This is a genomic window from Anaerolinea thermophila UNI-1, from assembly GCF_000199675.1.
Classification (GTDB): domain Bacteria; phylum Chloroflexota; class Anaerolineae; order Anaerolineales; family Anaerolineaceae; genus Anaerolinea; species Anaerolinea thermophila.
In genome coordinates, this window is sequence record NC_014960.1 from 1,290,792 (window position 1) to 1,315,905 (window position 25,114).

At 51.9% G+C, this 25,114-nt stretch carries 22 protein-coding genes and 1 tRNA gene; 9 read left to right on the forward strand and 14 right to left on the reverse strand.

Translation table 11 applies throughout. The annotated features are described in order from the left end of the window. Positions 1-333 precede the first annotated feature (333 nt). The 4 genes from ANT_RS05800 to ANT_RS16175 all read left to right on the forward strand — a co-directional run bounded on the left by ANT_RS05800 (position 334) and on the right by ANT_RS16175 (position 4,184). The gene (locus ANT_RS05800) at positions 334-1,410 is read left to right on the forward strand and encodes a sensor histidine kinase (RefSeq protein ID WP_013559580.1); all 1,077 of its coding nucleotides are present in this window, start codon (positions 334-336) and stop codon (positions 1,408-1,410) included. Positions 1,411-1,443: 33 nt separating this feature from the next. Further along, positions 1,444-2,613 carry a 6-phosphofructokinase gene (locus ANT_RS05805; protein WP_013559581.1) on the forward strand — a complete coding sequence of 390 codons (1,170 nt, stop codon included), beginning with the start codon at positions 1,444-1,446 and terminating at the stop codon, positions 2,611-2,613. A 20-nt stretch (positions 2,614-2,633) separates the two neighbouring features. Beyond that, complete coding sequence (locus ANT_RS05810) at positions 2,634-3,584, forward strand: class II fructose-bisphosphate aldolase (protein ID WP_013559582.1); 951 nt, start codon at positions 2,634-2,636, stop codon at positions 3,582-3,584. Between the two features lie 69 nt (positions 3,585-3,653). Then, on the forward strand, positions 3,654-4,184 hold the full coding sequence (locus ANT_RS16175) for an NUDIX hydrolase (protein WP_013559583.1): 531 nt from the start codon (positions 3,654-3,656) through the stop codon (positions 4,182-4,184). Here ANT_RS16175 and rsmD read toward each other — a convergent pair. The 8 genes from rsmD to ANT_RS05855 are packed head-to-tail and all read right to left on the reverse strand — an operon-like array spanning position 4,145 to position 10,911. Next, the gene (gene rsmD, locus ANT_RS05820) at positions 4,145-4,726 is read right to left on the reverse strand and encodes a 16S rRNA (guanine(966)-N(2))-methyltransferase RsmD (protein WP_013559584.1); all 582 of its coding nucleotides are present in this window, start codon (positions 4,724-4,726) and stop codon (positions 4,145-4,147) included. The genes ANT_RS16175 and rsmD overlap by 40 nt on opposite strands. A gap of 10 nt (positions 4,727-4,736) precedes the next feature. After that, on the reverse strand, positions 4,737-5,741 hold the full coding sequence (locus ANT_RS05825) for a uroporphyrinogen decarboxylase family protein (RefSeq protein ID WP_013559585.1): 1,005 nt from the start codon (positions 5,739-5,741) through the stop codon (positions 4,737-4,739). A 6-nt stretch (positions 5,742-5,747) separates the two neighbouring features. Further along, positions 5,748-6,101 carry a tetratricopeptide repeat protein gene (locus ANT_RS05830; protein ID WP_013559586.1) on the reverse strand — a complete coding sequence of 118 codons (354 nt, stop codon included), beginning with the start codon at positions 6,099-6,101 and terminating at the stop codon, positions 5,748-5,750. Positions 6,102-6,123: 22 nt separating this feature from the next. Further along, complete coding sequence (locus ANT_RS05835) at positions 6,124-7,308, reverse strand: magnesium chelatase ATPase subunit I (RefSeq protein ID WP_013559587.1); 1,185 nt, start codon at positions 7,306-7,308, stop codon at positions 6,124-6,126. Between the two features lie 4 nt (positions 7,309-7,312). Then, on the reverse strand, positions 7,313-7,768 hold the full coding sequence (locus tag ANT_RS05840) for a GtrA family protein (protein WP_013559588.1): 456 nt from the start codon (positions 7,766-7,768) through the stop codon (positions 7,313-7,315). Next, positions 7,765-8,727, reverse strand: coding sequence for a UDP-glucuronic acid decarboxylase family protein (locus tag ANT_RS05845; protein WP_013559589.1), 963 nt, complete (start codon positions 8,725-8,727; stop codon positions 7,765-7,767). Before ANT_RS05845 ends, ANT_RS05840 begins: the two co-directional genes overlap by 4 nt. Before the next feature lie 2 nt (positions 8,728-8,729). Beyond that, a complete protein-coding gene (locus ANT_RS05850) occupies positions 8,730-10,343 on the reverse strand; it encodes a G5 domain-containing protein (RefSeq protein ID WP_013559590.1) in 1,614 nt (537 codons plus the stop codon). 28 nt (positions 10,344-10,371) lie between these two features. Then, positions 10,372-10,911 carry an LmeA family phospholipid-binding protein gene (locus ANT_RS05855; protein ID WP_013559591.1) on the reverse strand — a complete coding sequence of 180 codons (540 nt, stop codon included), beginning with the start codon at positions 10,909-10,911 and terminating at the stop codon, positions 10,372-10,374. A gap of 47 nt (positions 10,912-10,958) precedes the next feature. On the opposite strand from ANT_RS05855, the gene scpB reads away from it, so the two are divergent. Together scpB and ANT_RS05865 are read left to right on the forward strand one after the other, a co-directional pair. Further along, the gene (gene scpB / locus ANT_RS05860) at positions 10,959-11,534 is read left to right on the forward strand and encodes an SMC-Scp complex subunit ScpB (protein ID WP_013559592.1); all 576 of its coding nucleotides are present in this window, start codon (positions 10,959-10,961) and stop codon (positions 11,532-11,534) included. A gap of 7 nt (positions 11,535-11,541) precedes the next feature. Next, positions 11,542-12,279, forward strand: a complete 738-nt coding sequence (locus ANT_RS05865; RefSeq protein ID WP_013559593.1) for a pseudouridine synthase — start codon at positions 11,542-11,544, stop codon at positions 12,277-12,279. A 59-nt stretch (positions 12,280-12,338) separates the two neighbouring features. On the opposite strand, the gene ANT_RS05870 is transcribed toward ANT_RS05865, so the two are convergent. Next, positions 12,339-13,073 (reverse strand): hypothetical protein, encoded by a 735-nt coding sequence (locus ANT_RS05870; protein WP_013559594.1) that lies wholly within the window; start codon positions 13,071-13,073, stop codon positions 12,339-12,341. A gap of 24 nt (positions 13,074-13,097) precedes the next feature. After that, on the reverse strand, positions 13,098-14,111 hold the full coding sequence (gene plsX, locus ANT_RS05875; protein ID WP_013559595.1) for a phosphate acyltransferase PlsX: 1,014 nt from the start codon (positions 14,109-14,111) through the stop codon (positions 13,098-13,100). 67 nt (positions 14,112-14,178) lie between these two features. Between plsX and ANT_RS05880 the strand changes: the two genes are divergently transcribed. The 3 genes from ANT_RS05880 (at position 14,179) to ANT_RS05890 (ending at position 16,734) form a co-directional block, all read left to right on the forward strand. Then, a tRNA-Leu gene (locus tag ANT_RS05880) sits at positions 14,179-14,260 on the forward strand. Between the two features lie 147 nt (positions 14,261-14,407). Further along, on the forward strand, positions 14,408-16,012 hold the full coding sequence (locus tag ANT_RS05885) for a hybrid sensor histidine kinase/response regulator (RefSeq protein WP_013559596.1): 1,605 nt from the start codon (positions 14,408-14,410) through the stop codon (positions 16,010-16,012). Next, on the forward strand, positions 16,009-16,734 hold the full coding sequence (locus ANT_RS05890; RefSeq protein ID WP_013559597.1) for a response regulator transcription factor: 726 nt from the start codon (positions 16,009-16,011) through the stop codon (positions 16,732-16,734). The genes ANT_RS05885 and ANT_RS05890 overlap by 4 nt, the downstream gene beginning before the upstream one ends. Here the strand turns inward: ANT_RS05890 and ANT_RS05895 are convergent. From ANT_RS05895 to ANT_RS05910, 4 genes are read right to left on the reverse strand one after another with little or no spacing between them, the layout of a single operon-like run. Beyond that, the gene (locus ANT_RS05895; protein WP_013559598.1) at positions 16,725-17,669 is read right to left on the reverse strand and encodes a DMT family transporter; all 945 of its coding nucleotides are present in this window, start codon (positions 17,667-17,669) and stop codon (positions 16,725-16,727) included. The genes ANT_RS05890 and ANT_RS05895 overlap by 10 nt on opposite strands. 7 nt (positions 17,670-17,676) lie before the next feature. Then, a complete protein-coding gene (locus ANT_RS05900) occupies positions 17,677-19,359 on the reverse strand; it encodes a pyridoxal-phosphate dependent enzyme (protein ID WP_013559599.1) in 1,683 nt (560 codons plus the stop codon). 12 nt (positions 19,360-19,371) lie between these two features. After that, the gene (locus ANT_RS16180; protein WP_013559600.1) at positions 19,372-24,354 is read right to left on the reverse strand and encodes a GAF domain-containing protein; all 4,983 of its coding nucleotides are present in this window, start codon (positions 24,352-24,354) and stop codon (positions 19,372-19,374) included. Next, positions 24,323-25,105, reverse strand: a complete 783-nt coding sequence (locus ANT_RS05910) for a ParA family protein (protein WP_013559601.1) — start codon at positions 25,103-25,105, stop codon at positions 24,323-24,325. The genes ANT_RS16180 and ANT_RS05910 overlap by 32 nt, the downstream gene beginning before the upstream one ends. Positions 25,106-25,114: the final 9 nt, after the last annotated feature.

A 25,114-nucleotide genomic window follows, 5' to 3' on the forward strand; every position in this document is an offset into this window, starting at 1 on the left:
GCCCAGTGAGACAGTCCTCCAGACGTAGAGCGGGGAAGAAGAAGGGCACCGCTTGTGCCGCACAATGCGATCATGCCACCAGCGGTAAGAATGGCGAAAACAGCCTGAAAGATACTCCGGATTTCATCAGGGGACACGGGCTTATGAAAAAGATAATATCCACCAAGGACAAGTAGAAACCAAAGAAAGGTGACCCAAAATCGCTTCATGGTATAGAATTGGAGCAGAGCAGAACAGTTTGAGCGAGAAGAGAATGATTTGCCTGTATAAACCACTCATAGTATACTATGAACGTTTGAACGTGCCCTTATATCAAGAGCAGGAGAAATACCTATGGCACTTCAGGTCCCCAATGCCGGAGTAGAAGAAAATCCGTGGGAAGCCTTCTTAAAGGAACTTGACAATGAGTATGAACAGGCTCAGCGTACCTTGAAAGAGGTTTCCCTTATGTTAACTCAGAGCCAGGCAGAACTGGCGAAATTGACGCAGCGCAATGCCAGCATCACGGCGCATCTCCAACAGGTACAGGCGCAATTTGACACCATGCCCCGTAGCGACATCAAAATGGCATACAATGCCGCCCTGGATGCGCAACAGCGTCTGCTGGTGATGCGCGGTCAACTGGATAAACTTCAGAACGATGAAGAAGCACTCCGGCGGTATGTCACGTTAATTGAAAAGGTTCGTCAAATACTTCCGATGGCGGGCAGGGGGGGCAAAATTTCCGGAAAAGGGTATTCTGGAAGCGGTTCTGCCATGCTGGAGATGGTAATTAATGCCCAGGAGGCAGAGCGTCAACGCCTCTCCCGCCAGATGCACGATGGGCCTGCTCAGGCGCTTTCCAATTTCATCGTCCAGACGGAAATTGTTGCCCGCTTGCTGGATATTGACCAGGCTCGCGCTAAAGAAGAGATGGCAAGCCTGAAAGACGCCGCAACCAGTACCTTCAAGCAGGTGCGTACGTTCATTTTTGAGTTACGTCCGATGATGCTGGACGACTTGGGATTGTTCCCAACCATCAAACGATATCTGGAAAGTCTCAAAGAACAGACTGGCTGTGATATTAACATCAATATCAAGGGCAGTGAGCGGCGCTACCAATCCTTCCTTGAGGTGATGATTTTCCGTGCCATTCAGGAACTGGTTGGCAATGCATACCGTCACAATCAGGAGTCGCCGCGCGTGCAGATTACGGTAAGTCTTGTGGCTGATGATACCACTTTGCGCGTTTCGGTAAGTGATAACGGCAAAGGCTTTGACCCGGAGGCTGTGGAAAAATCGAGTTCTTTAGGGCTGAAACTTATCCGCGAACGAGTTGAACTTTTGGGAGGCTACATGGAAATTGATGCAGGTATTGGACGTGGGGCGCGCATCACCTTCCAGGTGCCTATTCTCGAAGCGGAGGCATAATTTTTCTCATCATTACCATCACAGGAGGACTGCATGACAAAAACGATTGGTATCTTAACAGGCGGTGGGGATGTCCCTGGATTGAACCCTGCCATTAAGTCCGTGGCGATGGGCGCATTTGAAATGGGCTATCGTGTCCTTGGAATTCGCCGCGGTTGGGGTGGTCTGTTAAATTACAATCTGGATGAGCCTTCCACCCATGATTATTACATTAAGGAATTGACGCGCGACTCGGTTCGTACGATTGACCGTACAGGCGGTACCTTCCTGCATACCTCGCGCACCAATCCTCAGAAAGTTTCACCAAAAAGCACCCCTGATTTCCTGAAAAATTCAAAATGGGGAAAGCCTATCAAAGACTCTGAGGATATGGATTACACCGATTATGTTATGAAGGTCATTTCTCATCTGGGAATTGACGTGCTGGTGCCCATTGGTGGCGATGATACGCTGTCATTCGCGGTGCGTTTGCACCGTGAAGGGGTTCCGGTGGTTGCCATTCCTAAAACTATGGACAACGATGTTTTCGGCACCGATTACTGTATCGGATTCTCCACAGCGGTTACCCGTTCAGTCGAGTTCATTACCAACATGCGCACCAGTGTTGGTTCCCATGAACGAATTGGCGTAATTGAACTGTTTGGACGTAATTCTGGTGAAACCAGTTTGATCAGTGCCTACCTTGCTTATGTGGATCGAGCGATAATCAGTGAAGTGCCCTTCAATATCGAGAAACTGGCGAATTTCCTGCTGGAAGATAAGCGCAATAATCCCTCGAATTATGCCATCATGACCATTTCCGAAGGTGCAATCATGGAAGGTGGCGAGATTATCGAATCCGGTGAAGCCGATGCCTATGGACATCGCAAACTGGGTGGTATTGGTCTGATTACCGCTGAGATGATTAAGAAGATCACCGGGCAAAACATCATGTACCAGCAGTTGGGTTACCTGATGCGCTCCGGCGCGCCCGATTCACTCGACCGTATGGTTGCGATGTCCTTCGGCAATCTGGCAATTCAGTTGATTCGCCGAAATGAGACCGGCAAGATGGTGGCTCTCCATGGCGGTAAGTACACCACTGTTCCGGTGGAAATGGTGCTGGCGGGAAAGAAACGAGTGGATGTCGCTTCGTTCTATGATATTGAACAGTACCGTCCGCGTGTCAAGGATTTCATGGGCGTGCCCATGTTCTTGAGTTGACCTTTAGAAGGAGTAGAGAGATGATTGTTACCACGAAAAAATTATTCGAAGCCGCCTACGGTAAATATGCCATTGGCGCATACAACATCAATAACCTGGAACAATGCATGGGGCTTTTCCGGGGCAATCTTGAAAGTCAGGCTCCGTTCATTATCCAGATCAGCAAGGGAGCGCGCAAATACACCGATAAGCGCATGCTCGAAGCCATTATCCGCGCAGCCGATGAGATTTTCCCTGATGCTATCTTTGCAGTGCATCTTGATCATGGCGATGAAGAGACCTGCATGGATGCTATCGAGAGCGGTTTTTATTCCTCGGTAATGATTGATGCCAGCCATGAGGATTTCGAAACCAATATTGCCATTACCCGCCGGGTGGTTGAAGCCGCCCATGCCCGTGGCATTGTGGTGGAAGCCGAACTTGGGCAGTTAGGGGGTGTGGAAGAGCATGTGAGCGTGGATGAATCCAATGCTAAACTCACCGACCCCGACAACGCCAAAGAGTTTGTTGAGCGCACCGGGTGCGATTCTCTGGCAGTAGCTATTGGCACCAGCCACGGCGCTTTCAAGTTCACAGGTAATCAAACTTTGCGTTTCGATGTGCTGGCGGAAATCCAGAAGCGCCTGCCGGGCTTCCCTCTGGTCATGCATGGGTCTTCTTCGGTGCCCCAGGAAGAAGTGGAGCGAATTAACCGCGCGGGTGGCAACCTGAAAGGCGCCAAAGGGGTGGATGAGAATCAGTTCCGACGCGCGGCTGAATTGGGTGTCACCAAGGTGAATATTGACACTGATGGACGTCTGGTGTGGACGCGCGTCCATCGTGAATACTTCCGCGATCATCCCGAAGAAATTGACATGCGTCCGATTGGCAAGATTTTCATGGCAGAGTACGCCAAGTTCATTGCCCACAAGAATGAAAAACTCGGCAGCGCCGGACGCTTACCGGAAGTGCGTGCTCTGTTAGGGAAATAACCTTGTTTCAGCAAGTCACGACACAGCCCGGGAATTTTACCGGGCTGTGTTAATCTTTGGAGGTGAAGAATGCCTGCTTCAGATCAGGGAGTCCATTTGCCTCGCTATAAAGTCATCCCGCGTACACTCATTTTCCTGGTGCATGGTGAGGAAATATTGCTCATCAGAGGTGCGCCGACCAAGCGTTTGTGGGCAAATCGTTACAATGGTTTGGGAGGTCATGTTGAGCATGGAGAAGATCCATTGTCGGCGGCAAAAAGAGAGTTAAGGGAAGAAGCCGGTGTGGAAAATGTACGACTTCATGGCATAGGGGTGCTTATGGTGGACGTTCAGGCAGATACGGGGGTGTGTATTTTTGTCTTTCGTGGCGAGGTCAGAGAAAAATTTTCCTGGCAGTCTGAAGAAGGAACTCTGGAATGGGTGTCCTGGAAAGATGTGCAAAAACTCCCTCTGGTAGAGGACCTTCCCCAAATCCTGCCCCGTGTTCTGGCATGGCAACAGGGGGATCCTCCATTTTGGGCAATCTCGCGTTATGAAAATGAGCAATTAATGGTGCATTTTCATTCGGAAGAAGGGGATTCTTCACTTTTGCGTTCGTAGAAGATCAGCAGCGTGTTCCCATACCGCCGTTGTTCGAATTCCTCCAGGTGTTGGAGGGACTGAGGCGAATATTCTACGGGGTCGATTTGGACAATTACCCAGCCGTCTTCGGAAAGCCATTCGACGTGATTGTCCACTGTAGCGAGAGCTTTTTCCCATAACCCTTTGTATTGGGGTGGAGCGATGAAAATATAGTCAAATTGCCGGTCTGCAGGACGACTCAGCAGCGTGAAAGCATCTCCCTGTAGTACCTGAGCGCGTTCCTGCAAACGGGTCAGCTCCAGATTAGTGCGGATGGTTTGGACAGCCACGCGGTGTAAATCAATAAAACGGCAGAAATTCGCGCCGCGGCTGAGGGCTTCAATGCCGACGCTTCCTGTTCCACCAAACATATCCAGAAACGTTGCGCCGTAAATATCCCCGCCGAGGATATTGAACAGTGCCTCTTTCACCATGTCGGTGATCGGGCGGGTGATATCTCCCGGCACACTCTTCAGACGCGTTCCACGCGCTTTACCACTGATAATTCTCGGATTGCTCACAAGCCACACCTCATGGGGGAGAGATTTGCTCGACTGCCTGCCGCACTGCCAGAATATTCCCATTAGGGGCTATCACGGGCAACACGCAACCTGTACCCAGGATGAAGCGCTCCCCTTCGGTGGACAGAATAGCCTCGCGGGCTTCTTCGAATACTGCTTCGGGTGTACCCAGTACCAGGGTTTCCCATTGACGCAAGCCTCCACAAATCACCCCGGAATACGTTTGTTTGGCTTCGCTGAGCGATGGAGACGTTTGACGATCATGCCAGTTGAGCACTGTGCATGGATAGTCTGCCACTTTGTTGAACATTACCTCATTCCCATGCAGGTGGATGATATTCAACCACCATCCTTTGACGGCTTCCAGAACGCGCAAGTCGTAATACCGCCCAAATGTCTCAAACTCTTCTTCAGAAAGAAGCCCGTATTGGGCGTGTTGAACGGCATAAAAAATCCCGTCAATGGCAGTTTTACGCAGTTCTTCGATGAAGCGAATGGTTACCTGAGTGATGCGCTCCAAGCCGGCGTGTAAGGCTTCGGGGTAACGACGCAGGTGAATCAGCAGGTTCTCTTGCCCAATCAGATTTTTGGCTTGCGCCAAAGGGCTGAAGATGGTCTGCACCACCGGGGTATGCGGGGCAAATTCGGCGGTCAGGATGCGCACACAATGAATCTGGTCTCCCAAATGCCCGCTGGTTGGATCCAACAAGGGGAGTTTAGCCCAGTCTTCAGGTTGTTGAATAACCCGGCGGGTGTACTCCCGTGTGCCTTCCGGATGACCGCGCCATTCGTCTTCTGCGCCCCAATCTTTCAGGCAGAACGATGAGGCAGGGGTTACTTTGATGAAGTCGAAGTCATACAACCGTTGGAAAGCCGCCGTTGCCGCCGCAAGCCCTTCGGGGGTCTGATCGTCAACAGGAAAGTGACGCCACAGGGCTACCGGCACACGGTCAGGAATCTCGCCGGATAGACAGGTTTCAAGGCGCTCACGATGGCTGATGGTTGTGCGAGACATAGGTTTTTACCGATCCAGATTCCAGTTACCCGTGCGGATGCGGTTGATGTGTCCCTTGATCAGACGTTGAATCATTGATGCGCGCACGTGGTCATCAATGGCACCTGCCGCGTTTGAGGCTTTCTCAAATATCTCAACGGCTTCCTGAGAGCGTCCTGCGGCAAGCAGATTCAATCCCAGCGCATACAAGGCTTCCGGATCGTTCGCATTGGTCTCCAGTGCCTTTCGGAAGTCTTCCTCAGCGGCTTTGTAATTTCCACGGGCGTAGTATAACCATCCTCGTGTTAAGAACTCTGCCGGTGTAGCAGGGGTTAACGTGTCCGGATTCAGGGCAACAGGTTGAGAAGCGGATTTTGCCATACATGCACCTCCCGTGCCAAACTCAGGATAATGTATCGAGAATTTTTCGCATTTCTTCTTCTTCGCGGGATTGCTCCCGGAAGTATTGTATCATGAAGGCAGAGCGTCTCAGGCGCAAAGCCATGGGCGCCACCATCTTGATGTCTTCCATGGTTACAGTGGTTCTTCCATCCGCGGCGGCATAGGCGCGGGCGGCTTCAAACAGGGTAATCTCTGCTCGGAGGGACTCCACCTGAAATTGTCTTACCAGTTCTGAACCCGCGCGGGCGACCTCGGTAGGAATCTCTACTTTGGACAAGAGGGAACGCGCTACCTGAATCTCGGCTCGTGCCTGGGCAGTTTCTTCAGCATACTGGGCAACGGTTGCGCGGGGATTCAGCCGGTACGCGCGAGCGCGGCGGTAGGCTTCCAATCGCTCGTCAAGGTTATCTAACCCGTGTACGACCACCCGTAGCCCGAAACGATCCATGATTTGAGGCCTGAGGTTGCCTTCTTCAGGGTTCATCGAACCTACCAGAGTGAATCGCGAGCGGTAGGTTGCAGCCACCAGATTGCGCCGCAGAGTATAGGTTCCCGAAGATGCCGCATCCAGAATGGCGTTGATGATGTCATCGCTTAGCAGGTTGACTTCATCCACATACAGCACATTCTGGTCAGCCTGAGCCAGAATGCCCCGGCGAATGCGCATGCGCAGGTGTCCGGGAGCGTGTTCATCCAGGGCGCCCACCACATCTTCCAGTTTGGCGTTTAGAGGCAATTCAATCAGGCGAACTCGGTCCGTCCGAGTGAGAGGGATGCCTTCGGCGTATTTCTTGGCGCAATCAGGACAAACCGCATCCATTCCACCCTGTTCAATATCTTCTGGCAGACATCCGTAAAAACAGGTGCTGCGCTGCACCTCCGGGAGCAGGTCTATCAAACTGCGGGCAGTGGTGGTCTTTCCCGTTCCGCGCGGTCCAATAAGCAACACCCCATTCACCAGGGGGTTGATGATAGCAAGCAAAAGTGCCAGTTTCATTTCCTGCTGACCGACCAGTGCCAGGAATGGAAACGGCATGATCTCTGCCAGTCCAGCGTCTTCGCGGTTGACTTCGGACTGGAAGGCTTTGCCGCTAACCAGATCGACCAGTTCTTTGAGCGATTTGACTGTACGGGTCAGCAGGTAATCTTTTGGCTCAGGAATCTCGAATGAAGGATGCTCGGACATATCTTTAGTTTACATCATTATATGTCCAGAAGCGATTGGCAAAGAAGTTCCACATCATCACTACCAGCACGGCAATTGCCAAGGTGACATTGTGTCCCGCAAAAGTGGGGGTAAAAATGAAGGAACGTGGCAAAATGCGGGTAAACAGGTTGATCATTGGGATTTCCAGTGTCGCTACCATGGGGATGCGAATTCCCAATCCAATTGCGCTGACCAGAGCGAATTGTGCCAGTTGTTGTGAGAGTTGCTTGCTTCGAGAGTCCGGGTATGTCCAGAAACGGTTCCAGGTAAAGTTGCTGATGACAGCAGCAGTGAATGAAAGCGCGCTTGCCCAGACGGCCGGCATCCCCAGAAAAGCAATAGAGAGGTTGAACAGCCCAAAATCCACGATCGCGCCGATAACGCCCACGACGGCAAACTTGAGAAAACGCTCACGTTCTCGTGGATTGGACAAAATCATGAAGAAAGCCCCATCTTTTGACTGAAATATGGAATGGTTCGCTGAATGCCTTCGGCTAAAGATATTTTCGGTTCCCATTTTAAAATCTGCCTTGCACGAGTAATATCAGGTTGACGTCGCTGTGGGTCATCCCCTAACCGCGAGGCAGGTTGGAAAACAACCCCTGCCGGGTTTCCTACAATTTGGTTGATAGTTTGCGCAAATTCAAGAATAGTCGTCTCGGTGGGATTCCCAATATTGACGGGGTTGTGCTCATCAGAGAGAAGTAAACGGTAGATCCCCTCAATCAGGTCATCCACGTAACAGAAACTGCGCGTTTGTGAGCCGTCGCCGTAAATGGTCAGCGGTTCGTGGCGCAGGGCTTGCTGGATGAAATTTGGCACGACCCGTCCATCATCCAGGCGCATTCGGGGCCCATAAGTGTTAAAAATGCGCACAATGCGGGTATCAATGCCGTGGTAGCGGTGATATGCCATGGTTAAGGCTTCGGCAAAGCGTTTGGCTTCATCATACACGGAACGCACCCCAATCGGATCCACGTGCCCCCAGTAACTTTCTTTTTGAGGGTGCTCCAGAGGATCGCCGTAAATTTCGCTGGTAGAAGCCAGCAGATATTTAGCCCGATGAGCGCGTGCCACTCCCAACGTATTATGGGTTCCCAGTGCGCCAGCTTTCATAGTCTGAATAGGCAGATTGGTGTACCCATAGGGGGAATTGGGATTCGGACTCGCGGGTGAGGCAAAATGAAGCACCGCATCGACCTTGCCGGGCACAAAAATGAAATTTGATACGTCATGGCGAATGAACAAAAAATTCGGGTTTCCAGCCAGGTGAGCCAGGTTGTCCGGGCTGCCCGTGATGAAGTTGTCCATTCCGATGACAAAATGCCCCTCCTTAATTAGACGATCACATAAGTGAGAACCAAGGAATCCGGCGGCGCCGGTAACTAAAATGCGCATCATTACCAATCCACCTTTTCTATTAATCCATCTCCGGTGATTTGAAGGGCTTCACCGGTTTGAGGGTGCACGAGGAACAGGTTCTTCTGGTAGATGACCGCCAGACGATACGTTCCATCTTCAAATGGTTCTGGAGACCAGACCACTTCCTGAGGATCCAGCCCAAGTTTCCCTTCTTCCGGGAAAACTTGCTGGTTGTTGGAGCCATCTCGATCCATAACAGCCAGGCGGTAACGTCCACTGTCTCCCTGTTCGCTGGAGATGTTGTTCAGATAAGCCACCTGATAACTTCCGTCTGTATTGCGTGGCGAGACCACAGGATAAGAGAACATTCCGGATTTTTCCACAATCTTGATGAGTGTACCACTATTGACTATATAAGCGCTTAAGTCAAAATACGGGGAAGTTTCGGCATTATCCTGCCCTGGGCGTGGTGCGTGTGTCAGCGTGTACAGCACCTGATGATTGGGTGACCAGGCAAGTGCAGGCACCCATGCCCAGTCCGAACGTGTTTGATAGGGGGTAATTTTTATCAGTGGAGTGAGTTCCCCGGTTTCCAGATTTACCAGCCCAACGACGTTGGGTTGAGCATATGCCAGCAAAGCCCCATCCGGAGACCAGGCAAACTGGGTGCCCCACCAACCAAAAGCCCCCCCGTAGTTTGCTTCTACCAGCGTGGTGGTTTCCAGAATGATTCCGCTGGGGCTGTAACGGGTTAGGACCAGGTCATTATTGGCTTGCCATCCCGGCGCGGTGGTGCGCGGCTCTACGGTTGAGTAAGTGATGCTCAGCCCCTGTCCTGGAACCCAATCGGCAAAGTGAATGATGTTCTTTGCCCTCAAGTTGACCGGTTGGGCTTCAGAGTCGGTCAGGTTAAGCATCCACAAGGTGTTAATTTCCTTTCCCGGTTCTGTGGAAGAACGCCGCGTAAAGAGCAACCATTCTTTGTTGGGAGAAAGAGAAAAGATGCGTCCGTCTAAATCGCCACTGGTGACCAACGGACGCCGGTTGCCGGTGTTTCCTTCCATAAGCCAGGCATTGCCGCCCGAAAGGTACACCAACCGTCCCGGAATGCTGGTGGGTGTGAAGGGACGCTGAACCCCTACCATCTTGATTTCGGGGCGCGGCTCAACAATGCGTACTTCTTTCACCACACTGCGCGAAACTTCCTGTCCATCTTCGTAGAGGATACGAATCGTGCGCTCCAGTTTTCCATTGCTCCCTGCCTGAATGATCATCGTGCGGTTTTCCGGAAGCGACTCATTCTGTACTGTTTGACTGTCAAAGGGAATAGTGATTTCCTCCACCTTCAATTCTTCGCGCACGCGAATGACTCGCACGCTTTCCCCATTTTTCAGCACAGTATAGCCTGGCGGTTCCAGCCGATCCAGCGCTTCGAGAGCAACGCCGGCTTTCTCTATGGCATTTTGTACGGTTGTTCCTGCGGGCACTTGCAAAGATAGAGCCTGTCCATCCACCACAATCTGCACGGTGTAATTCTCAACCGGGGTACCGGGATTGAGAGAACAGGCGCTTAAAATCCATCCAAACAGCAGGACTATCCATCCCATCAGATTGATGCGCAGAGTAGAGCGGAAAGATGTCAAGAACCTCATAATCAGGTATAATCCTGCCTCGAAGGAATTACTGTAGGGAGCCTGTGATAGAAAGTTGTCCATCTTCTACCCGGACTTCCTCGATGTTCAACGGCTTACCCTGGATAGTGGTTAGTTGTTGGATGCGTTCGTTGACAACCTGGCTGATGGCGTTGACGGTCTTTTCAGGAAGCGGCAGAGACCCAATCTTGGCGGAGACTACTTGCATTTGCAGGGCACCTGCCGAGACATAGGGTTCAAAAATCACCTCTACCTGTGAATTCATAATACCCGTAGAGGTTGTGCCGGTAAGTCGAATGCGATTTTCCTGAAAGTCAACCTGAAGATTTTGCAGGTTGTTTTCAGAAGTTGAAGATTGCTGGCGGACAAAAGCGGCGATTTGTTCTTCCGTAATGGTTAAGGTGACCTTGCCAGTGGTTGCCAATTCATTCAGGGCTTGAGCCAGTTGGCCTTCCAGCGAAGTAGAGGGAGTGGATACAGAGGATAGAGTGGGTTGAACGCGTTGAGGAAGGTTGCAAGCCAGGCTCAACGTAATACACAAGCCAAAAAACAGAAGGATTTTTTTCATCGCTTTGCTCATAACATAACCATAAATTGATGACAACCAATTATAGCATGAGTGAAAAACAGACTCTTAACAATCCTGTAAGCCCAATCCTGCCGATGGTGGAAGCCCTGCTTTTTGTCGCTCCCGGTCCGGTTACTTCAACGCAACTGGCTCAGGCGCTGGAAGTGCCGGTAGAAATGGTGGAAGAAGCCTTGCAGGCACTGCAGCAAACTTATCAGCAGGGGCGTGGGCTAAGCCTGCAATGGCATTCTGGTAGAGTGCAGTTGACTACTGCCCCGCATACAGCAGAGGCAGTAGAGCGTTTCCTTGGACTGGAAGCCACAGCCCGCCTGAGCCGTGCGGCGCTGGAGACCCTGGCAATTATTGCCTATCGTCAGCCGATTACTCGCCCGGCAATTGACGCCATTCGCGGCGTCAACAGTGATGGAGTCTTAAAGAGTCTGTTAAACAAGGGGCTGGTGGAAGAAGTTGGTCGGGCAGAGGCTCCCGGACGTCCCATTCTGTATGGGACGACCAGCGAGTTTCTCCAACATTTTGGATTATCTTCCTTGAAGGACTTACCCCCTTACGATCAGCAAGAAGAAGAAACTTCCAAACAGGAAAATTTGATTTTGAAGGACTGAAGACCATATGGCAGAAGAACGGGTACAGAAAATCCTTGCACGTGCAGGTTACGGCTCACGTCGTGCCTGTGAGGAATTGATTCTGGCGGGTAGGGTAAAAATCAACGGACAAACAGCAGTGTTGGGTTCGAAAGCCGACCCCAGCCGGGATCAGATTCTTGTGGATGGACAGAAAATCCCTCTCCAACCCCCACCGGTATATATCATGTTGCATAAACCCCAGGGGGTCCTTTCGGATGTGGAAGTACATAAAGACCCCCGACCGACCGTGCGCGATTTAGTGCCGGTGGAAGGACATTTATTCTCGGTGGGCAGGCTGGACTACGAAAGCGAAGGATTGATTTTACTCACCAATGACGGCGAACTGGCGAATCGCCTCACTCACCCGCGTTACGGGCACGAGAAAGAGTACCGTGTGCTGGTTGGCACACGCCCGGATGAGCGTCAGTTGGAAGCCTGGCGACATGGGGTGGTCCTGGAAGATGGCTATCGTACGGCGCCAGCGCAGGTACGGGTGGAAGGTGTTGCTGGAAAAGGGGCATGGTTACGGGTGATTCTGCGAGAAGGGCGAAAGCGCCAGATCCGCGAGATGGGACGGTTGACCGGTTTACCGGTTTTGCGGATCATTCGTATTCGAATTGGAAGTTTGCTCTTGGGCGATTTGAAACCGGGTGAGTGGCGCTACCTTACCCCTCAGGAAGTACGTTTGCTCAAAGCCGGTGTATCTTCCTCTGCGCGTTCATAGTCCTATAAGGGTTTCCGTGAAAGCATGCCTCCCGCTTTCAAAAGCGGGAGGCATCTGTTTTATTCAGATGGCAAGACCTCAATAATTTTTTGTATCTGTTCTGGCGGGAACACCTGCTGTTTAGCCCGCTTTCTTACAAAGTCCTTCAATTTCTCTACATGCACAGCAGGATAGGGGGCATTGTCCATTCGATCCAGTTGCACATCGGGGTGGGTGAACACCAGGACTACATTGGCTTGGGGCAATTGTTCATCAGACAGGGTTTTCTTGACAAACTTGTCCCAGTCCATCAGCGCGGCTTCAGCATCCAGTTCAGGCCTTCCTATACTTTCCTGACCAAATAGTCGGGCTAACCATGAGACACCATGCTGGCGGTAACGGTTTTTCTCAAAGGTGATGAATCCTTTCTGGTAAAAAGGAACCAGCAACCAGATACCCGAAGGGCCAATCAGCAAATGTGATACAGGCCCTTGATAGTGGTAAAGATGATAGCGGTCATCCAGCCCTTTGAGACTGGAAGTAATCGCCTCATCCAGAGGAATTTTGCCAAACCGGTTGCCAAAGTAAAGACTGATTTGGGTCAGAATCAGCCCAACAAACATTGCGCCATAGGAAAGGGTAAGATATCTCTCGCTCTCTGGTGTTGTCATGATGGCTGGGTCTTTGAAAGAAGCAATGATCTGGTTCAAAGCCAGCACAAACCCGCCGACCAGAACTGCCAGTGCAACGAAAGACGTGTATTGTCCAATTTTCTGATTACGCTGGACTTTTTTCTCATCACGAAGAACGTTCATGGATTCAGATACTCCCTGTAGGTATTATTCAGTGGGTGGGGTAGATGAAAGTTCCTGCTGAATAGCATCGCGCAGGGCGCCGAGCAAGTCTTTCTGAACGGCTTGATGTGCCAGTTTGAGAGCGCTGTAAATCGCCCGAGCATTGGAGCGCCCGTGTCCCACAAACACCAGACCGTCGATTCCCAGTAAGGGTGCCGCTCCCACTTCATCGGGCGCCATCATCTTTTTCAGTTTGCGGAAGGCAGGCTTCGCCAGCAATCCGCCCAGCATGGTGATAGGGGAAGACTTGATTTGTTCTGTCAGCATGTCAATCAACAGTTTGCTGACGGCTTCTACTGATTTCAGCATCACATTACCGACAAAGCCATCGGTAACCACTACGTCCACATCACCCTGAAAAATTTCTTTTCCTTCCACGTTGCCAATGAAGTTGAGGCGGGTTTTCTCCAACAGCGGATAAGTATCGTGCACCAGTTGATTGCCTTTGGAGGCTTCTTCGCCATTGGAAAGCAGTCCTACGCGCGGGCGCTCAATTCCGAGCATTTTTTGTGCGTAGATAGATCCCATCACGGCAAATTCAACCAGAAATTCCGGACGGCAATCCACATTCGCACCGATATCACAAACCACGCAAAAGCCTTTACGGGTGGGGAAGACCGCGGTAAGTGGCGGACGCGAGACACCGCGGATACGTCCCAGGGTACGCAGGGCAATGAAATTTGCCCCACCAGTGTTTCCCGCGGTAACAAAGGCGCTGGCTTCGCCGGATTTGATCAGTTCCATTCCGACAGCCATAGAATTGCGCGGTTTTTTCCTTGCACCTTCAACGGGTTTATCGGTCATTTCCAGCACATCAGGGGCATGGACGAGCCGAACAGGGGCATTGCGGGTGTTGGCTTTTTCCAGTTTGGGACGCACAATTTCTTCGTTCCCTACCAGGATGATTTCTTCACCCAATTCCAGGGCTGCAGTGATAGCCCCTTCAATTTCAGGGTCGGGGTAACGATCGCTTCCCATGGCATCAAGTACAATTGGCATGGCAACCTCTCTATTGCTGGATTTTGCTTGACATTCAACCAGAGCCGATTATAATACAGACACGCACGCGCTGGTGCTGGAATTGGCAGACAGGCATGGTTGAGGGCCATGTGCCGCGAGGCGTGTGGGTTCAACTCCCACCCAGCGCACTCACAAAGCCGCACAAGCGGCTTTTTTTATAAACTTCTCCGGGTTTTTACTTGTCTATAACACATGATTGGGGGATAATGGATGAAAATTTCCTTTTAGAAAGCGTTGTAAAATGATATGGGGGAAGATGAATTTGAGGTAAGCCTATGACCACACCCACCATTCTGGTAGTGGATGATGATCGAAGTATTGTGAAGTTATGCCAGCGCTTGCTTGAGAGGGCTTCCTTTCAGGTGTTGGCGTCCACAGACCCTTTCGAGGCTTTGAAGATTCTCGAAGTCCATCGTGTGGATTTACTGCTAACCGATATTCGCATGCCTGTGATGGATGGCTTTGAACTCATTGAGCGCGGTAAGGCTCTACAGCCCGATCTGGCAGTTCTGGTGATGACCGGGTTTGGCACGGTGGACACCGCCATTCAGGCGTTGTATCGGGGCGTTGATGGGCTCATTCTCAAACCTTTTGAAAACACTGCCGGTTTGGTGGAAGCCGTTCAGCGTGTTCTCACCTATGCTCGCCAAAAACAGGAAGCGGCAAGAGCGCAGGTTCTCAAACCCTTATTTGACATCACAGAAACCTTACTGGCAGAAACTTCCCTGAAAACTCTGGAGAAGTTGATTCAAAATGCCATCATTGGGATTTTTCAGTGCGAATATGTAGGGGTGATCCAGCGTGAAGGGCAGGGGAGAGGGGGAAACCTGGTTGTGGGGCATATGCTCCCCCGGCAGTTGGAAAAAGACCTGTGGGAAAAAATCTTCCATTTCCTGGTTGAACATGACAGCACCCCAATTCTGATCCATCAAACGGGACCGGGAGATACAGCACTCCAAAAAATTTTACGATCGGCGGGATGGAATTCCCTCATGGTTACGTTTATTAACCGTGGTGGGCGAGAGTTCATTTTTCTGGCTGGCCGCTCGAGCCCGGCGCAGCCCTACACTTCTGCCGATTTAGACCTCTTTACCATGCTGGCACGCCAGGCAGCCGTGGCGTTGGAAAATGCTCGTCTCTACACCGATTTGAAAGATTATGTGCGTCGTGTGGAGGAATCTCAGCAAGCCCTGGTGCAGGCTGAAAAGATGGCTGCGGTTGGACGTCTGGTTGCTTCGCTGGCACATGAGATCAATAACCCGTTACAGTCGCTGCAAAATTGTCTACACCTGGCGTTGCGTGCCGATTTAGACCCGGAACAACGCAGTCACTATCTGAACATGACAGAAACTGAGTTAAACCGCCTGATCCAAACAGTGCGCCGGATGCTGGAGTTCTACCGTCCCAGTTCTCGTGAGCGCACTCCCATCCGATTAGCAAAGGCGGTTCAACACGTCCTGGACTTAATGCGCTCGGAAGTTCACTCGCGTGGGGTGGAGGTTGCAGTCCATATTCCTGAGGAGATTGAGATTACCGGTTTGGAAGATCAGATTCAACAGGTTTTCTTCAACCTTGTGCTGAATGCTATGGACGCCGTGGAGGAATGTGAAACAAAACGGATCTGGATTGAATGCGTTTCAGATGAAAAAGATTGGGTGATCACGGTGGAGGACTCGGGGCGTGGAGTTCCCCCGGACATCAGGGATCGTATTTTTGAACCTTTCATCAGCACCAAGAAAAATGGCACTGGCTTAGGTCTGGCGGTCAGTTATGGAATCATCGAAGCCCATGGTGGAACGCTTGCTCTCATTCCGGGAAAATATGGACAGGGGGCTTGTTTTGAAATTCGCTTTCCAAAAGAAGAGGAAATGGACGCATGAATCGAATTTTGATTGTAGATGATGAAGAAGTTGCTCGACTTTCGCTGGCAGAAATCCTCAAGTTAGAGGGGTACCTCATTCGTACTGCGGCAAGTGGCGAAGCCGCAGTGGATTTATTGCGCCGTGAGACCTTCGATGTGATGATTCTGGATTTGAAAATGCCGGGTATGGGAGGCATGGATGTCTTACGAACCATTGTAGATACCCTTCCCGATTTGAAAGTAATCGTGCTTACAGCGCATGGCTCTATGGATACAGCCATCCAGGCTTTGCGCTACCGTGTGCATGATTATTTACTCAAGCCTGCCACTCCGGCTCAGATTATCAAAAGCATTCAAGGGGCTTTGGAGCAACGTCAGCGCGAGAAGTATCATGCCGAATTGCTTGCCCGTGCTCCGCAGTTAATGTCTTTTCCCGGTGGCGCGGAGATGGATTTGAATCGTCGCATTATTCGCTGGCGGGGTGGAGAAGTTTCCCTCACGCCAACCGAAGCCAAACTGTTGGGTATTTTGTACCAGTTGAAAGGACAGGTCATTACCCATTCTGAACTGGTATTAATCTGCCAGGGATATCGGGTGGATAACGAAGAAGCCGCGCGTATTCTGCGCCCGGTAGTCAGCCGTTTGCGCCAAAAACTGGAATCTGTGCCCGGATGGAATGAATGGATTAAGAACGTACGCGGTTCAGGCTACGTGCTAGACTTTACTAGCGCTCAGGGTTGAGACTGCCAGGGTACGTCGGTTGTAGGAATTGAAGGTGGGTTGAGCCACGAAAGCCACCCGGTAGCCACGCGCTTTTGTGGCGGAATGCGGTCCAGCCCAACCAGAATGAGGCTCACACACAGCAGCGTAGCGCCTAACCATTGCTGAGGGGTGAGTTTTTCATTTAATAATATACTGGAAAGTACCACGGTAACCAGCACTTCCCCCAAACCCAGCAAGGCGGTTTGCAATCCTCCCAGGCGCTTGATCCCCAAAAATAGAGTGAAGCGGGAAAGAAAGGTAATGAGTGCCATGGAGAGAATCGCCCACCAGGCTACACCATCGGCAGGTGGACGGCGATCCCCGATGAGATAGGCAAGGACTACCGTTGCTGCCATCCCCAGCAGAGTATAAATCGTCACGGTCGGGGCAGGCACCTCGAAGAGGATACGCTGATTAATTACAAGGTGAAGGGCGTACAGGGCTGCAGAACCTACCATCATCACTGCACCGAGAATATCTATTGTGCCTTCGTGGGTTTGTAAGAGCAACCCAACCGCAACAATGGAAATCACCAGGCGAAGCGCGGTCAGGGGGGTAATGGATTGACGATCCAGCAGCAACCAGAAGGCTAAGAAGAGAGGGTAGAGGGAATAAAGTAATTGTCCAACGCCCGCGTTGATTCTGCCGAGAGCAGTGTAGTAGAGCACCGAGCCCAACCCGTTGATGAAGCCTGCCAGCAGGCACCCAACCAAGCCCACTGGATAAATGTAAAAGAAAGGACGCCGCCAGATTGCCATGAAAGCCATGAACAGAATGGCGGCAATCCCTGTGCGCAGGGCGATCACTGCCAGCGGCGTAAAACCAGAGAGGATGGCAACTTTTCCAAAAATTGGCACCACCCCCAAAAATAACGCTGACGCCAGCGCCGCAGTGATCCCCTGCTGTTTGGTCATAGCGTTATCATCCTAACAACGCACGTACCTCATCCATGAATTCGTCGCTCATGAAATCCCCTTTTTGCATCAAGGTTTGGATGTGCCCCCGCAACCGGTCTTTTTCATTGGGGGTCAGTTCTTTTGCAGTGACAACGATGACGGGAATTTCAGCTGTCTCTGGAGACTTCTTCAGTTCATTGAGAACGGTGAAGCCGTCCATTTCCGGCATCATCAGGTCAAGGATAATCAGGTTAGGCAGTTCCCGGCGTGCCATTTCAATGGCTTCCAGGCCATTGGTGGCTTCGTACAACTTGTACTCGCCTTGAGATTGTAAAATACGGCGGATGAGACGGCGCACGTCGGGATTGTCATCCACGATCAAAATGCGAGGGAAGCGGTCCAGCGAGACTTTGGTCAAAGCCGCCAGCAAGCCTTCCTCATTGCTCTCTTCCATTCCCTGAGAGGGTACCAAATCGCGCGCCCATCCTTCTCCAAGGATATTGCGTTCTACTGGAACGGTATGTCCACTGCAATTGACCACTACGGTCTCGTGGGGTTTGATGATGCCTGCGCGAATCAGTTTGACCAATCCGGCAAAGGCAACTGCGGCTGCAGGTTCTACTGAAAGGCCCTCCATTTTGGCAAGGAAGTGCATGGCTCGGAAGGCTTCATCATCTGAGACAGCCTCAAACTCTCCCCCGGAAGCGGCAAGCATCTTCTGGCGCAGATAGGTATAGGTACGACCCGGATCGCCGGTTGCCAGAGTGGCAATCAATGTTCTGGGGGATTGGACCGGCACGGCAGTTTCGCGGTTTTGTTTCCATGCATGTACCATTGGGGCGCACCCTTCTGCCTGAATGGGAGCAATTTTGGGAATCCGATCAATCCATCCCATGCGGTACAATTCCTCAAACCCTTTGAGCACGCCAATGGGCCCCATGCCCCCGGAAACTGCCTGGACGTACCAATCGGGGGCGCGCCAGCGTGGTTTTTGTCCTTCGGGTGGAAAGACCGGGTCGCCCATGAGATTGGTCAACTGCTCGGCAATTTCAAAGGCAATCGTTTTCATTGACTCGATGCATGGCACGGTGCGTGCCCCCAGGTCGATGCTCAGGTGGCGCTGTTGAGCAAATTCCGCAGCCACTTTCTTGGCTTGATCATACGAGCCTGTAATTTTAATGACCTGTGTGCCGTAAATGGCGACCTCGCGCATTTTGGCGGCGGGAACCAGGCTGGTCAGAAATGCCCACAATTTAATTCCTGCCCGAGCAGAGTAAGCAGAGTACGAAATAGCCACATTACCGGTAGAGGCAATGACAAACTCAGAGACTCCCGCTTCCTTAAGAGTGGCAACCGTGACAGAAGCCTGCCGATCCTTAAAAGAAGCTGTTGGACCTTGGCGTTCGTCTTTGACGTAGATGTTGGGATTTCCCAGCATCATTCCCAGATTTGTAGCCCGAATCAGCGGAGTGCCCCCTTCGCCCATGCTCAACTCAGGGCGAGGGTTTTCCACCGGTAACAGTTCGCGGTATCGCCAGATATCAAAGGGGCGGGAAGACAGGCGTTGAGCCAGTGTGGTGGCTAACTCGTCATAGTCATAACGCGCTTCACGCCACATACTGCCGCACTGCGGACAGGCTGGCTGGACAATGGAGAAAGGTGCTTTGTGTCCACAATCAAGACATTCAACGATAACATGAGAAGGCATAAGGTTTTTCCATTAATCCTTTGTGGATTTAGATTCGCTCCGGAAGCGGCGTAAAGCCTCTTCCAGGGAATTCAGCAGTTCTTTTTCGCGCAACATGGCTTTGGTCAGCAGGTTTTGTCCGAATTCATTCAGTTGTTGATGCTGTTCAGCGGTCAGGTCTGCGCCGGTTAGCACAATCACGGGAATACTCTTGAAGGTTGGATGAGCCCGCAGGTTTCCGAGCAGTTCAAAACCGTTCATCTCTGGCATGAACAGGTCCAGAATGATGACATCTGGCACGCTGTTTTGCAGGAAATCCCATCCGGCTTTACCGCCCTGAGCCAGGTTGACATGGTATCGTTGGCTCTCTTCCAGCATTTTCTGGACCAGACGCAAGTCCTCAGGGTCGTCATCAATGACCAGTACTTCGCGAATCTTGCCATCACGGTTCAGGCGATTCAGCGCCCCTAACAGGTCTTCAGACAAGAAGGGTTTGACCAGATAGTCCGCCGCCCCGAGGCTGTAGCCTTTTTCCTCTTCTTCAAGAATGGAACAGACCACAATGGGAATATCGCGCGTTTCAGGGTCACTCTTGAGTTTCTTCATCACCTGCCAGCCGTCCACTTCAGGCATCATAATATCCAGGGTGATGGCGAAGGGTTGGACTTCCTTGACCCGTTCCACAACAGTGCGGGGATCGGTGTGGGGGATAACGTAATACCCTTGAGGTTTGAGGAAACGTTGATACAGTTCGATGACCTGAGGATCATCATCCACGGCAAGCACGGTGAGAGCCCCTTCAGGAATGTACTCATCCGGTTTCCCCTCTTCCAGCGGTAAGGGCAGGGTGAAGAAGAACGTAGACCCCACGCCCACGGTGCTTTCCAGCAAGCCAATGCGTCCTCCATGCATTTCAATGAGGGAGCGGCAGATGGACAATCCCAGACCGGTACCGCCAGTCTTGCGGGTGGGGGAATCATCCACCTGCGAGAACGGCAGGAACAGTTTGGAACGGTCTTCTTCGGCAATACCCGGGCCGGTGTCGGTGACGGTCACCATAAGTTCAGGTTTGCCTTCGGGACTGCGCACCCGGCGTGCTCGCACGGTAATTGAACCTTCATCGGTGAATTTGGCAGCGTTAGAGAGGAAGTTGATGAGCACCTGACGAACCCGGGTGGCATCAGCACGTACGATTGGCAGATTGTCCTCGATTTCAGTGATTAACTTAATGGGCTTGTCCTTGACCAATCCAACTGCTGTGGACATGGCGCTGTTGATCAAATCGGTCATGTTGACATCCGAGAAGGACAGTTCCATCTTGCCGGCTTCGATCTTGGAGAGATCCAGGATGTCATTGATGAGGTTGAGCAGGTGTTGACCGGAGTTGTATATGGCGGTCAGGTCCTGCTTTTGCGTATCGTTGATGGGCCCATCAATGCCGCGCAGGATGACTCTTGAGAAGCCAATGATGGAGTTCAACGGTGTACGCAGTTCGTGGCTCATGTTGGCGAGGAACTGGCTCTTGACGCGATCCACTTCGCGCATTTCTTCCACGGCTTTCTGGGCTAACTCGTAGGCGCGAGCGTTTTCGATGGCTACGGCAATCTGGTCTGCCAGAATGGTCAATCCGCTCAGTTCGTCCTTGCGGAAAGCGTTCAGATTTCTGGATTGGAGGTCCAGGGCACCAATGACGCGGTTGCCCAGTCTGAGCGGTAATGCCATTTCTGACCGTGTCTCTGGCAACAGGGGGTTCGGGTAGTACATAGTCGAGGTTGTGACGTCGTTCAGAATGAACGGCTCGCCGGTAGCCGTTACCGTGCCTACAACCGAACGTGATCCAACTGCCAGTTTGTGCTTGCGCTCTTTCAACTGTTCCGCTGCGGGGCCAAACGATTCGCGTACCACTGCATAGGTACCACTGTCGTCCAGCAGGAAGATGGAGGCTTGATACAGGTTGAAGCGTTCCACCACCAGAGTGACGATGCGGCGAAGCAGAACATCTGTAGAGAGGGTGCTGGTCGTATCGCGGGCGATTTCTGCGGCGGTCTGCAACTCCAATGCGCGGCGTTCGGCTTGTTCGAGCAAGCGCAGTTTCTCCAGGGCTACGGCAATACCGTTGGCAACCGTTTGGAAGATGCGAACCTCGGCGGTGTCATACCGTACGGGCTGGCTGGAAAAGGCTCCCATTACGCCAACGGTGTGCCCACCTGAACGAAGGGGAACAATAATACCCGAGCGAATGCCAAAACGCTTCAGCGTCGTGGCTGAGACCGGGTCAAGTGTGCCGTCATCGATATCGGCAAAGGAAATGCCCTCATCCGGTAACCCAAACAGGATGGGCACTTCGCTGGCGCGCAGTCGGGCACCTTTGAACTGAGTTCGCCCGGTGATACTGTGGTAAGCGGCGACCTCAATTTCGTTCATCTCACCTTCAACATTGGTGGTCAGGTGCAGTGAGACGGCTTCGGCTCCGCGTGGCAGGGCTTCGCGAATAACCAGGTCCACCATTTGGTCGGCATTGGCCGCCGCAGCGATTTCGCTGGAGATGTTGTACAGTCGCGCGGTTTCTTGCAGGGCTTGCTGAGTTTGCTCGAACAGGCGCAGGTTTTCCACCACGATAGTTAATTGATCAATCAAAGGTGGTAGCAAGCGCTTTTCCCGCGGCGTGAAGATATGTTTGTGTTCGCCTTCAAACAGGACAACACCAATCTGACGTTTGCCTGCCCACATGGGTAGAATGGCAAGTGAGCGCACGTTTTGTTTAAGTAAGTCTTGTTTCAGGGCTTCATCCAGAACGGCTTCTTCCAGACTTTCAAAGAAGTACTGCATGTTGGTCTGCAACGGGCGTTCGTAGATGACACGCGGAAATTCTGTGCCGATTTCGGGGGGCGGTGTGCCGCGTCCGCTGTACCAGTTGGCTTGGACGGTTACGCGGCTGATGCGCTGGTGGCTGTCTGTCTCAAACAGCAACATCACTGCCCGGTTAATCTCTGTCATGCGGACGCCCGTTACCACTGAGCCAAGCATTTCCTGGAAGTTGGTTGCTACAACCAGGTTGTTGCTGGCTTTGTACAGGCTTTCGGTCTCATCCAGGTTGGCTCGCAACTGCACCAGCAGGTCTTCGCGCACGAAGGTGTTGGCAATGGCTTCGGCGGCTACCCGCAGGGCATTGATTTCGTCCTGAGTCCAGGTATGGGCTTCGACATGCTCAAAGATGAGCAAGTCGGGCATCGTGGTTCTTCCTTGAATTCCTAAAATCAATGCTGATTGTATGCCTTGAGAGGAGAAGAATTGCCTGGCAAGATGATCAATGGGCAAATCGGTGGGAATGATCCACCCTTCGGTGCGAAGATTTCCGATCAGGTCTGCAAATAACTCAGCGGGGATATTGTAGATCTTGGTGCGATCCAGCAGATAAGCCACAACTGGAGACGTCCAGTCCTCAAACAATGTCCAGTTGGAAGCCACCCCTTCAGAAAATTGCATGAAGTACACCCGTGAAGCCTGTGCGGCTTGACCAAGGTATTTAAGGACATCACCCAATGCCTGTGTACCGGCTTCAGAAAGCACTGCCGCAGAACGTGCTACACCTGCCTGATAGCGCTCGCGGTTTTCCAGCGCTTTCAGGGTTTCCTGCATTTGCAGGAACAGGGTGGCATTTTCGAGAGCCGTTGAAACCTGCGAGGCGGCAGTGGAAAGCAGTTCTACATGGACTTCATCGAATTGAGGGGCATTTTCCTTTTCATAATCCTGTAGCACCAGCACTCCCCGTGGACGTTCATTGACCAGAATAGGGATGGCAAGCAGGCATTTGGGGAGGCGTTCCGGCAGTTCGCAGTGGAATTGAGCAAGTTGCTGAGCAACTTTGTTTTTGAAGAGCACCGGACGAGCATACTGGATGAGTGCCTCAGGAAGTCCTTTACCAAATTCTCGTTCGGGCAGGAGCATCTCTATTCCTTCCTCGCGGTAAACGGGGAAAGAAAGAGTCTGATAATGATCATCTGCGACTGCAATGAATAGATTACGATCGCTCAATACTTCGCCAGCCATTTGGGCGAAGGTTTGATAGATTTCTTCGTGGGAACTCAGGCTCGTCAAGCGCTGACCAATGCGGTTGAGGATAGCCAGGTCCTGGTTGCGATGCAGGATTTCCTGCTCGGCACGTACGCGTTCTGCCAGTTCCTGCTGGGCAGCGTTGTACAGACGGGCATTTTCGAGTGCCAGTGCCAGTTGGGAGGCTACTTCCAACACCAGTTGATGTTCTTCTTCGTCCCAAATTCTTTGGGGGGTCTCATCAATCACTTCAACCAGGAGCTTGCCGTATTCACCGGCATTCTCCGGTACCACGATGGCCGCCGGGAGTTCTCCCTGTGCTGAAACAGCCACTGGCTTTTTCTGTTGCAGACTTTGCATGGCAAGCGGAGTGGAAGGGGCAGTAACCAGCTGGATCTTTCCATCTTCAGCGGAAACCCCAAAAATTTTTCCTCCGGAAACGAAAGTCGGCGTAAATGGCTTGGGAGGAGAAAGAGGTGAGGAAGTCTTTCTGGCGACTGATGGGGTATGGGGTTTGACCTCAACAGAGGGCTTCGCTGGTACAGGCTGATGAGCCATCTCTCCCGTTTGCAGAATTGCCACGGTCCCCTTCCATGTGGGGGTGTGGTCATCAGGGGCAGAGAGGATACTGATTTTTGCTTCGAGCCATTCCCCGCTCACTTTCTGGAAGCGAACCAGATACTCTTTCGGCAGGGACTCTGCGGAAAAAGTACTGAAGTCCACAAAAATTTCTTCTTCAAGCAGGAATCGGTAGAACGGCTTTCCGATAATCTCCTCTTCCGAAACACCGAGAATTTGCCCCATTTCCGGACTTACCCTGCAGTAGCATCCATCCTCATCGGCTTCCCATGTCCAGCCCAGAGGGCGGGCTGAGATCTCGGATGGGGCGGGAGCGCTTTCTACCTCATGGGTGATGCTGGAGAAGAGATGATCAAGCCGGTTCTGCAGACGTTTCTTTGACATACGCTAAAATCTCCTGACTGAGGGCACGATATTGCAACGCAGACCTGCTGTGAGGGGAATGGTAGATAATTGGTAGTCCTGCAATAGCGCTTTCACGTAAGCGGGTGTCCACTTCAATGACCGTTTCCAAAACGCCATTACCAAAAGTCACGCGCAATTGCTCTGCTAGTGTGCGGTGAATGCGGTTTCGGCGGTCATACATGGTCAGTAAAAGCCGGTAAAGCAGTTGAGGATTATGCTCGTTGCGCACTTTGCGAATCAACCCCATCATGGTGCGCAGAGCGCTCACAGAGAAATATTCTGCCTGTGTGGGCATGATGAGCATATCGGCGGCGGCGAGCGCATTAACAGTCAATGCTCCAAGGAAGGGAGGACAATCCAGCAGGATGGTATCGTATTTCCAGGAAGAACTGCGCAGGTAGCGCCGGAGCAGGGCTTCATACCCGTTGCGAATGGGCAGAAACCGTTCTGCCATCCCCAGATCAAACGCCGCAGGGATAATGTCCAATCCCGGGATGCCGGTTTCAACCACATGCTCATGGAGCGAGCCAGAGTCTTGAAACACGCTCATCATGGACCTGGGGGAAGGCACAGGTTCTACTCCTACTGCCATACTCAAATTGGCTTGAGGATCCAGGTCGACCAGTAATACGCTTTGCCCTGCTTCCACCAGTGCCGCTCCCAGAGAGACGGCTGTAGTGGTTTTGGCAACGCCTCCTTTTTCATTTGCAATGGCAATCAGATAAGCCATCTTTCCCTC

Excerpts from the sequence above, each read along its gene's own strand:
- plsX (WP_013559595.1), bottom strand. The coding sequence starts at position 14,111 with ATGCCAATTGTACTTGATGCCATGGGAAGCGATCGTTACCCCGACCCT.
- scpB (WP_013559592.1), top strand. The coding sequence starts at position 10,959 with ATGAGTGAAAAACAGACTCTTAACAATCCTGTAAGCCCAATCCTGCCG.
- ANT_RS05835 (WP_013559587.1), bottom strand. The coding sequence starts at position 7,308 with ATGTCCGAGCATCCTTCATTCGAGATTCCTGAGCCAAAAGATTACCTG.
- ANT_RS05900 (WP_013559599.1), bottom strand. The coding sequence starts at position 19,359 with ATGCCTTCTCATGTTATCGTTGAATGTCTTGATTGTGGACACAAAGCA.
- ANT_RS05865 (WP_013559593.1), top strand. The coding sequence starts at position 11,542 with ATGGCAGAAGAACGGGTACAGAAAATCCTTGCACGTGCAGGTTACGGC.
- ANT_RS16180 (WP_013559600.1), bottom strand. The coding sequence starts at position 24,354 with ATGTCAAAGAAACGTCTGCAGAACCGGCTTGATCATCTCTTCTCCAGC.
- ANT_RS05870 (WP_013559594.1), bottom strand. The coding sequence starts at position 13,073 with ATGAACGTTCTTCGTGATGAGAAAAAAGTCCAGCGTAATCAGAAAATT.
- ANT_RS05810 (WP_013559582.1), top strand. The coding sequence starts at position 2,634 with ATGATTGTTACCACGAAAAAATTATTCGAAGCCGCCTACGGTAAATAT.
- ANT_RS05890 (WP_013559597.1), top strand. The coding sequence starts at position 16,009 with ATGAATCGAATTTTGATTGTAGATGATGAAGAAGTTGCTCGACTTTCG.
- ANT_RS05830 (WP_013559586.1), bottom strand. The coding sequence starts at position 6,101 with ATGGCAAAATCCGCTTCTCAACCTGTTGCCCTGAATCCGGACACGTTA.
- ANT_RS05885 (WP_013559596.1), top strand. The coding sequence starts at position 14,408 with ATGACCACACCCACCATTCTGGTAGTGGATGATGATCGAAGTATTGTG.
- ANT_RS05855 (WP_013559591.1), bottom strand. The coding sequence starts at position 10,911 with ATGAAAAAAATCCTTCTGTTTTTTGGCTTGTGTATTACGTTGAGCCTG.
- ANT_RS05850 (WP_013559590.1), bottom strand. The coding sequence starts at position 10,343 with ATGAGGTTCTTGACATCTTTCCGCTCTACTCTGCGCATCAATCTGATG.
- ANT_RS16175 (WP_013559583.1), top strand. The coding sequence starts at position 3,654 with ATGCCTGCTTCAGATCAGGGAGTCCATTTGCCTCGCTATAAAGTCATC.
- ANT_RS05825 (WP_013559585.1), bottom strand. The coding sequence starts at position 5,741 with ATGTCTCGCACAACCATCAGCCATCGTGAGCGCCTTGAAACCTGTCTA.
- ANT_RS05805 (WP_013559581.1), top strand. The coding sequence starts at position 1,444 with ATGACAAAAACGATTGGTATCTTAACAGGCGGTGGGGATGTCCCTGGA.
- ANT_RS05800 (WP_013559580.1), top strand. The coding sequence starts at position 334 with ATGGCACTTCAGGTCCCCAATGCCGGAGTAGAAGAAAATCCGTGGGAA.
- ANT_RS05845 (WP_013559589.1), bottom strand. The coding sequence starts at position 8,727 with ATGCGCATTTTAGTTACCGGCGCCGCCGGATTCCTTGGTTCTCACTTA.
- ANT_RS05840 (WP_013559588.1), bottom strand. The coding sequence starts at position 7,768 with ATGATTTTGTCCAATCCACGAGAACGTGAGCGTTTTCTCAAGTTTGCC.
- ANT_RS05895 (WP_013559598.1), bottom strand. The coding sequence starts at position 17,669 with ATGACCAAACAGCAGGGGATCACTGCGGCGCTGGCGTCAGCGTTATTT.
- ANT_RS05910 (WP_013559601.1), bottom strand. The coding sequence starts at position 25,105 with ATGGCTTATCTGATTGCCATTGCAAATGAAAAAGGAGGCGTTGCCAAA.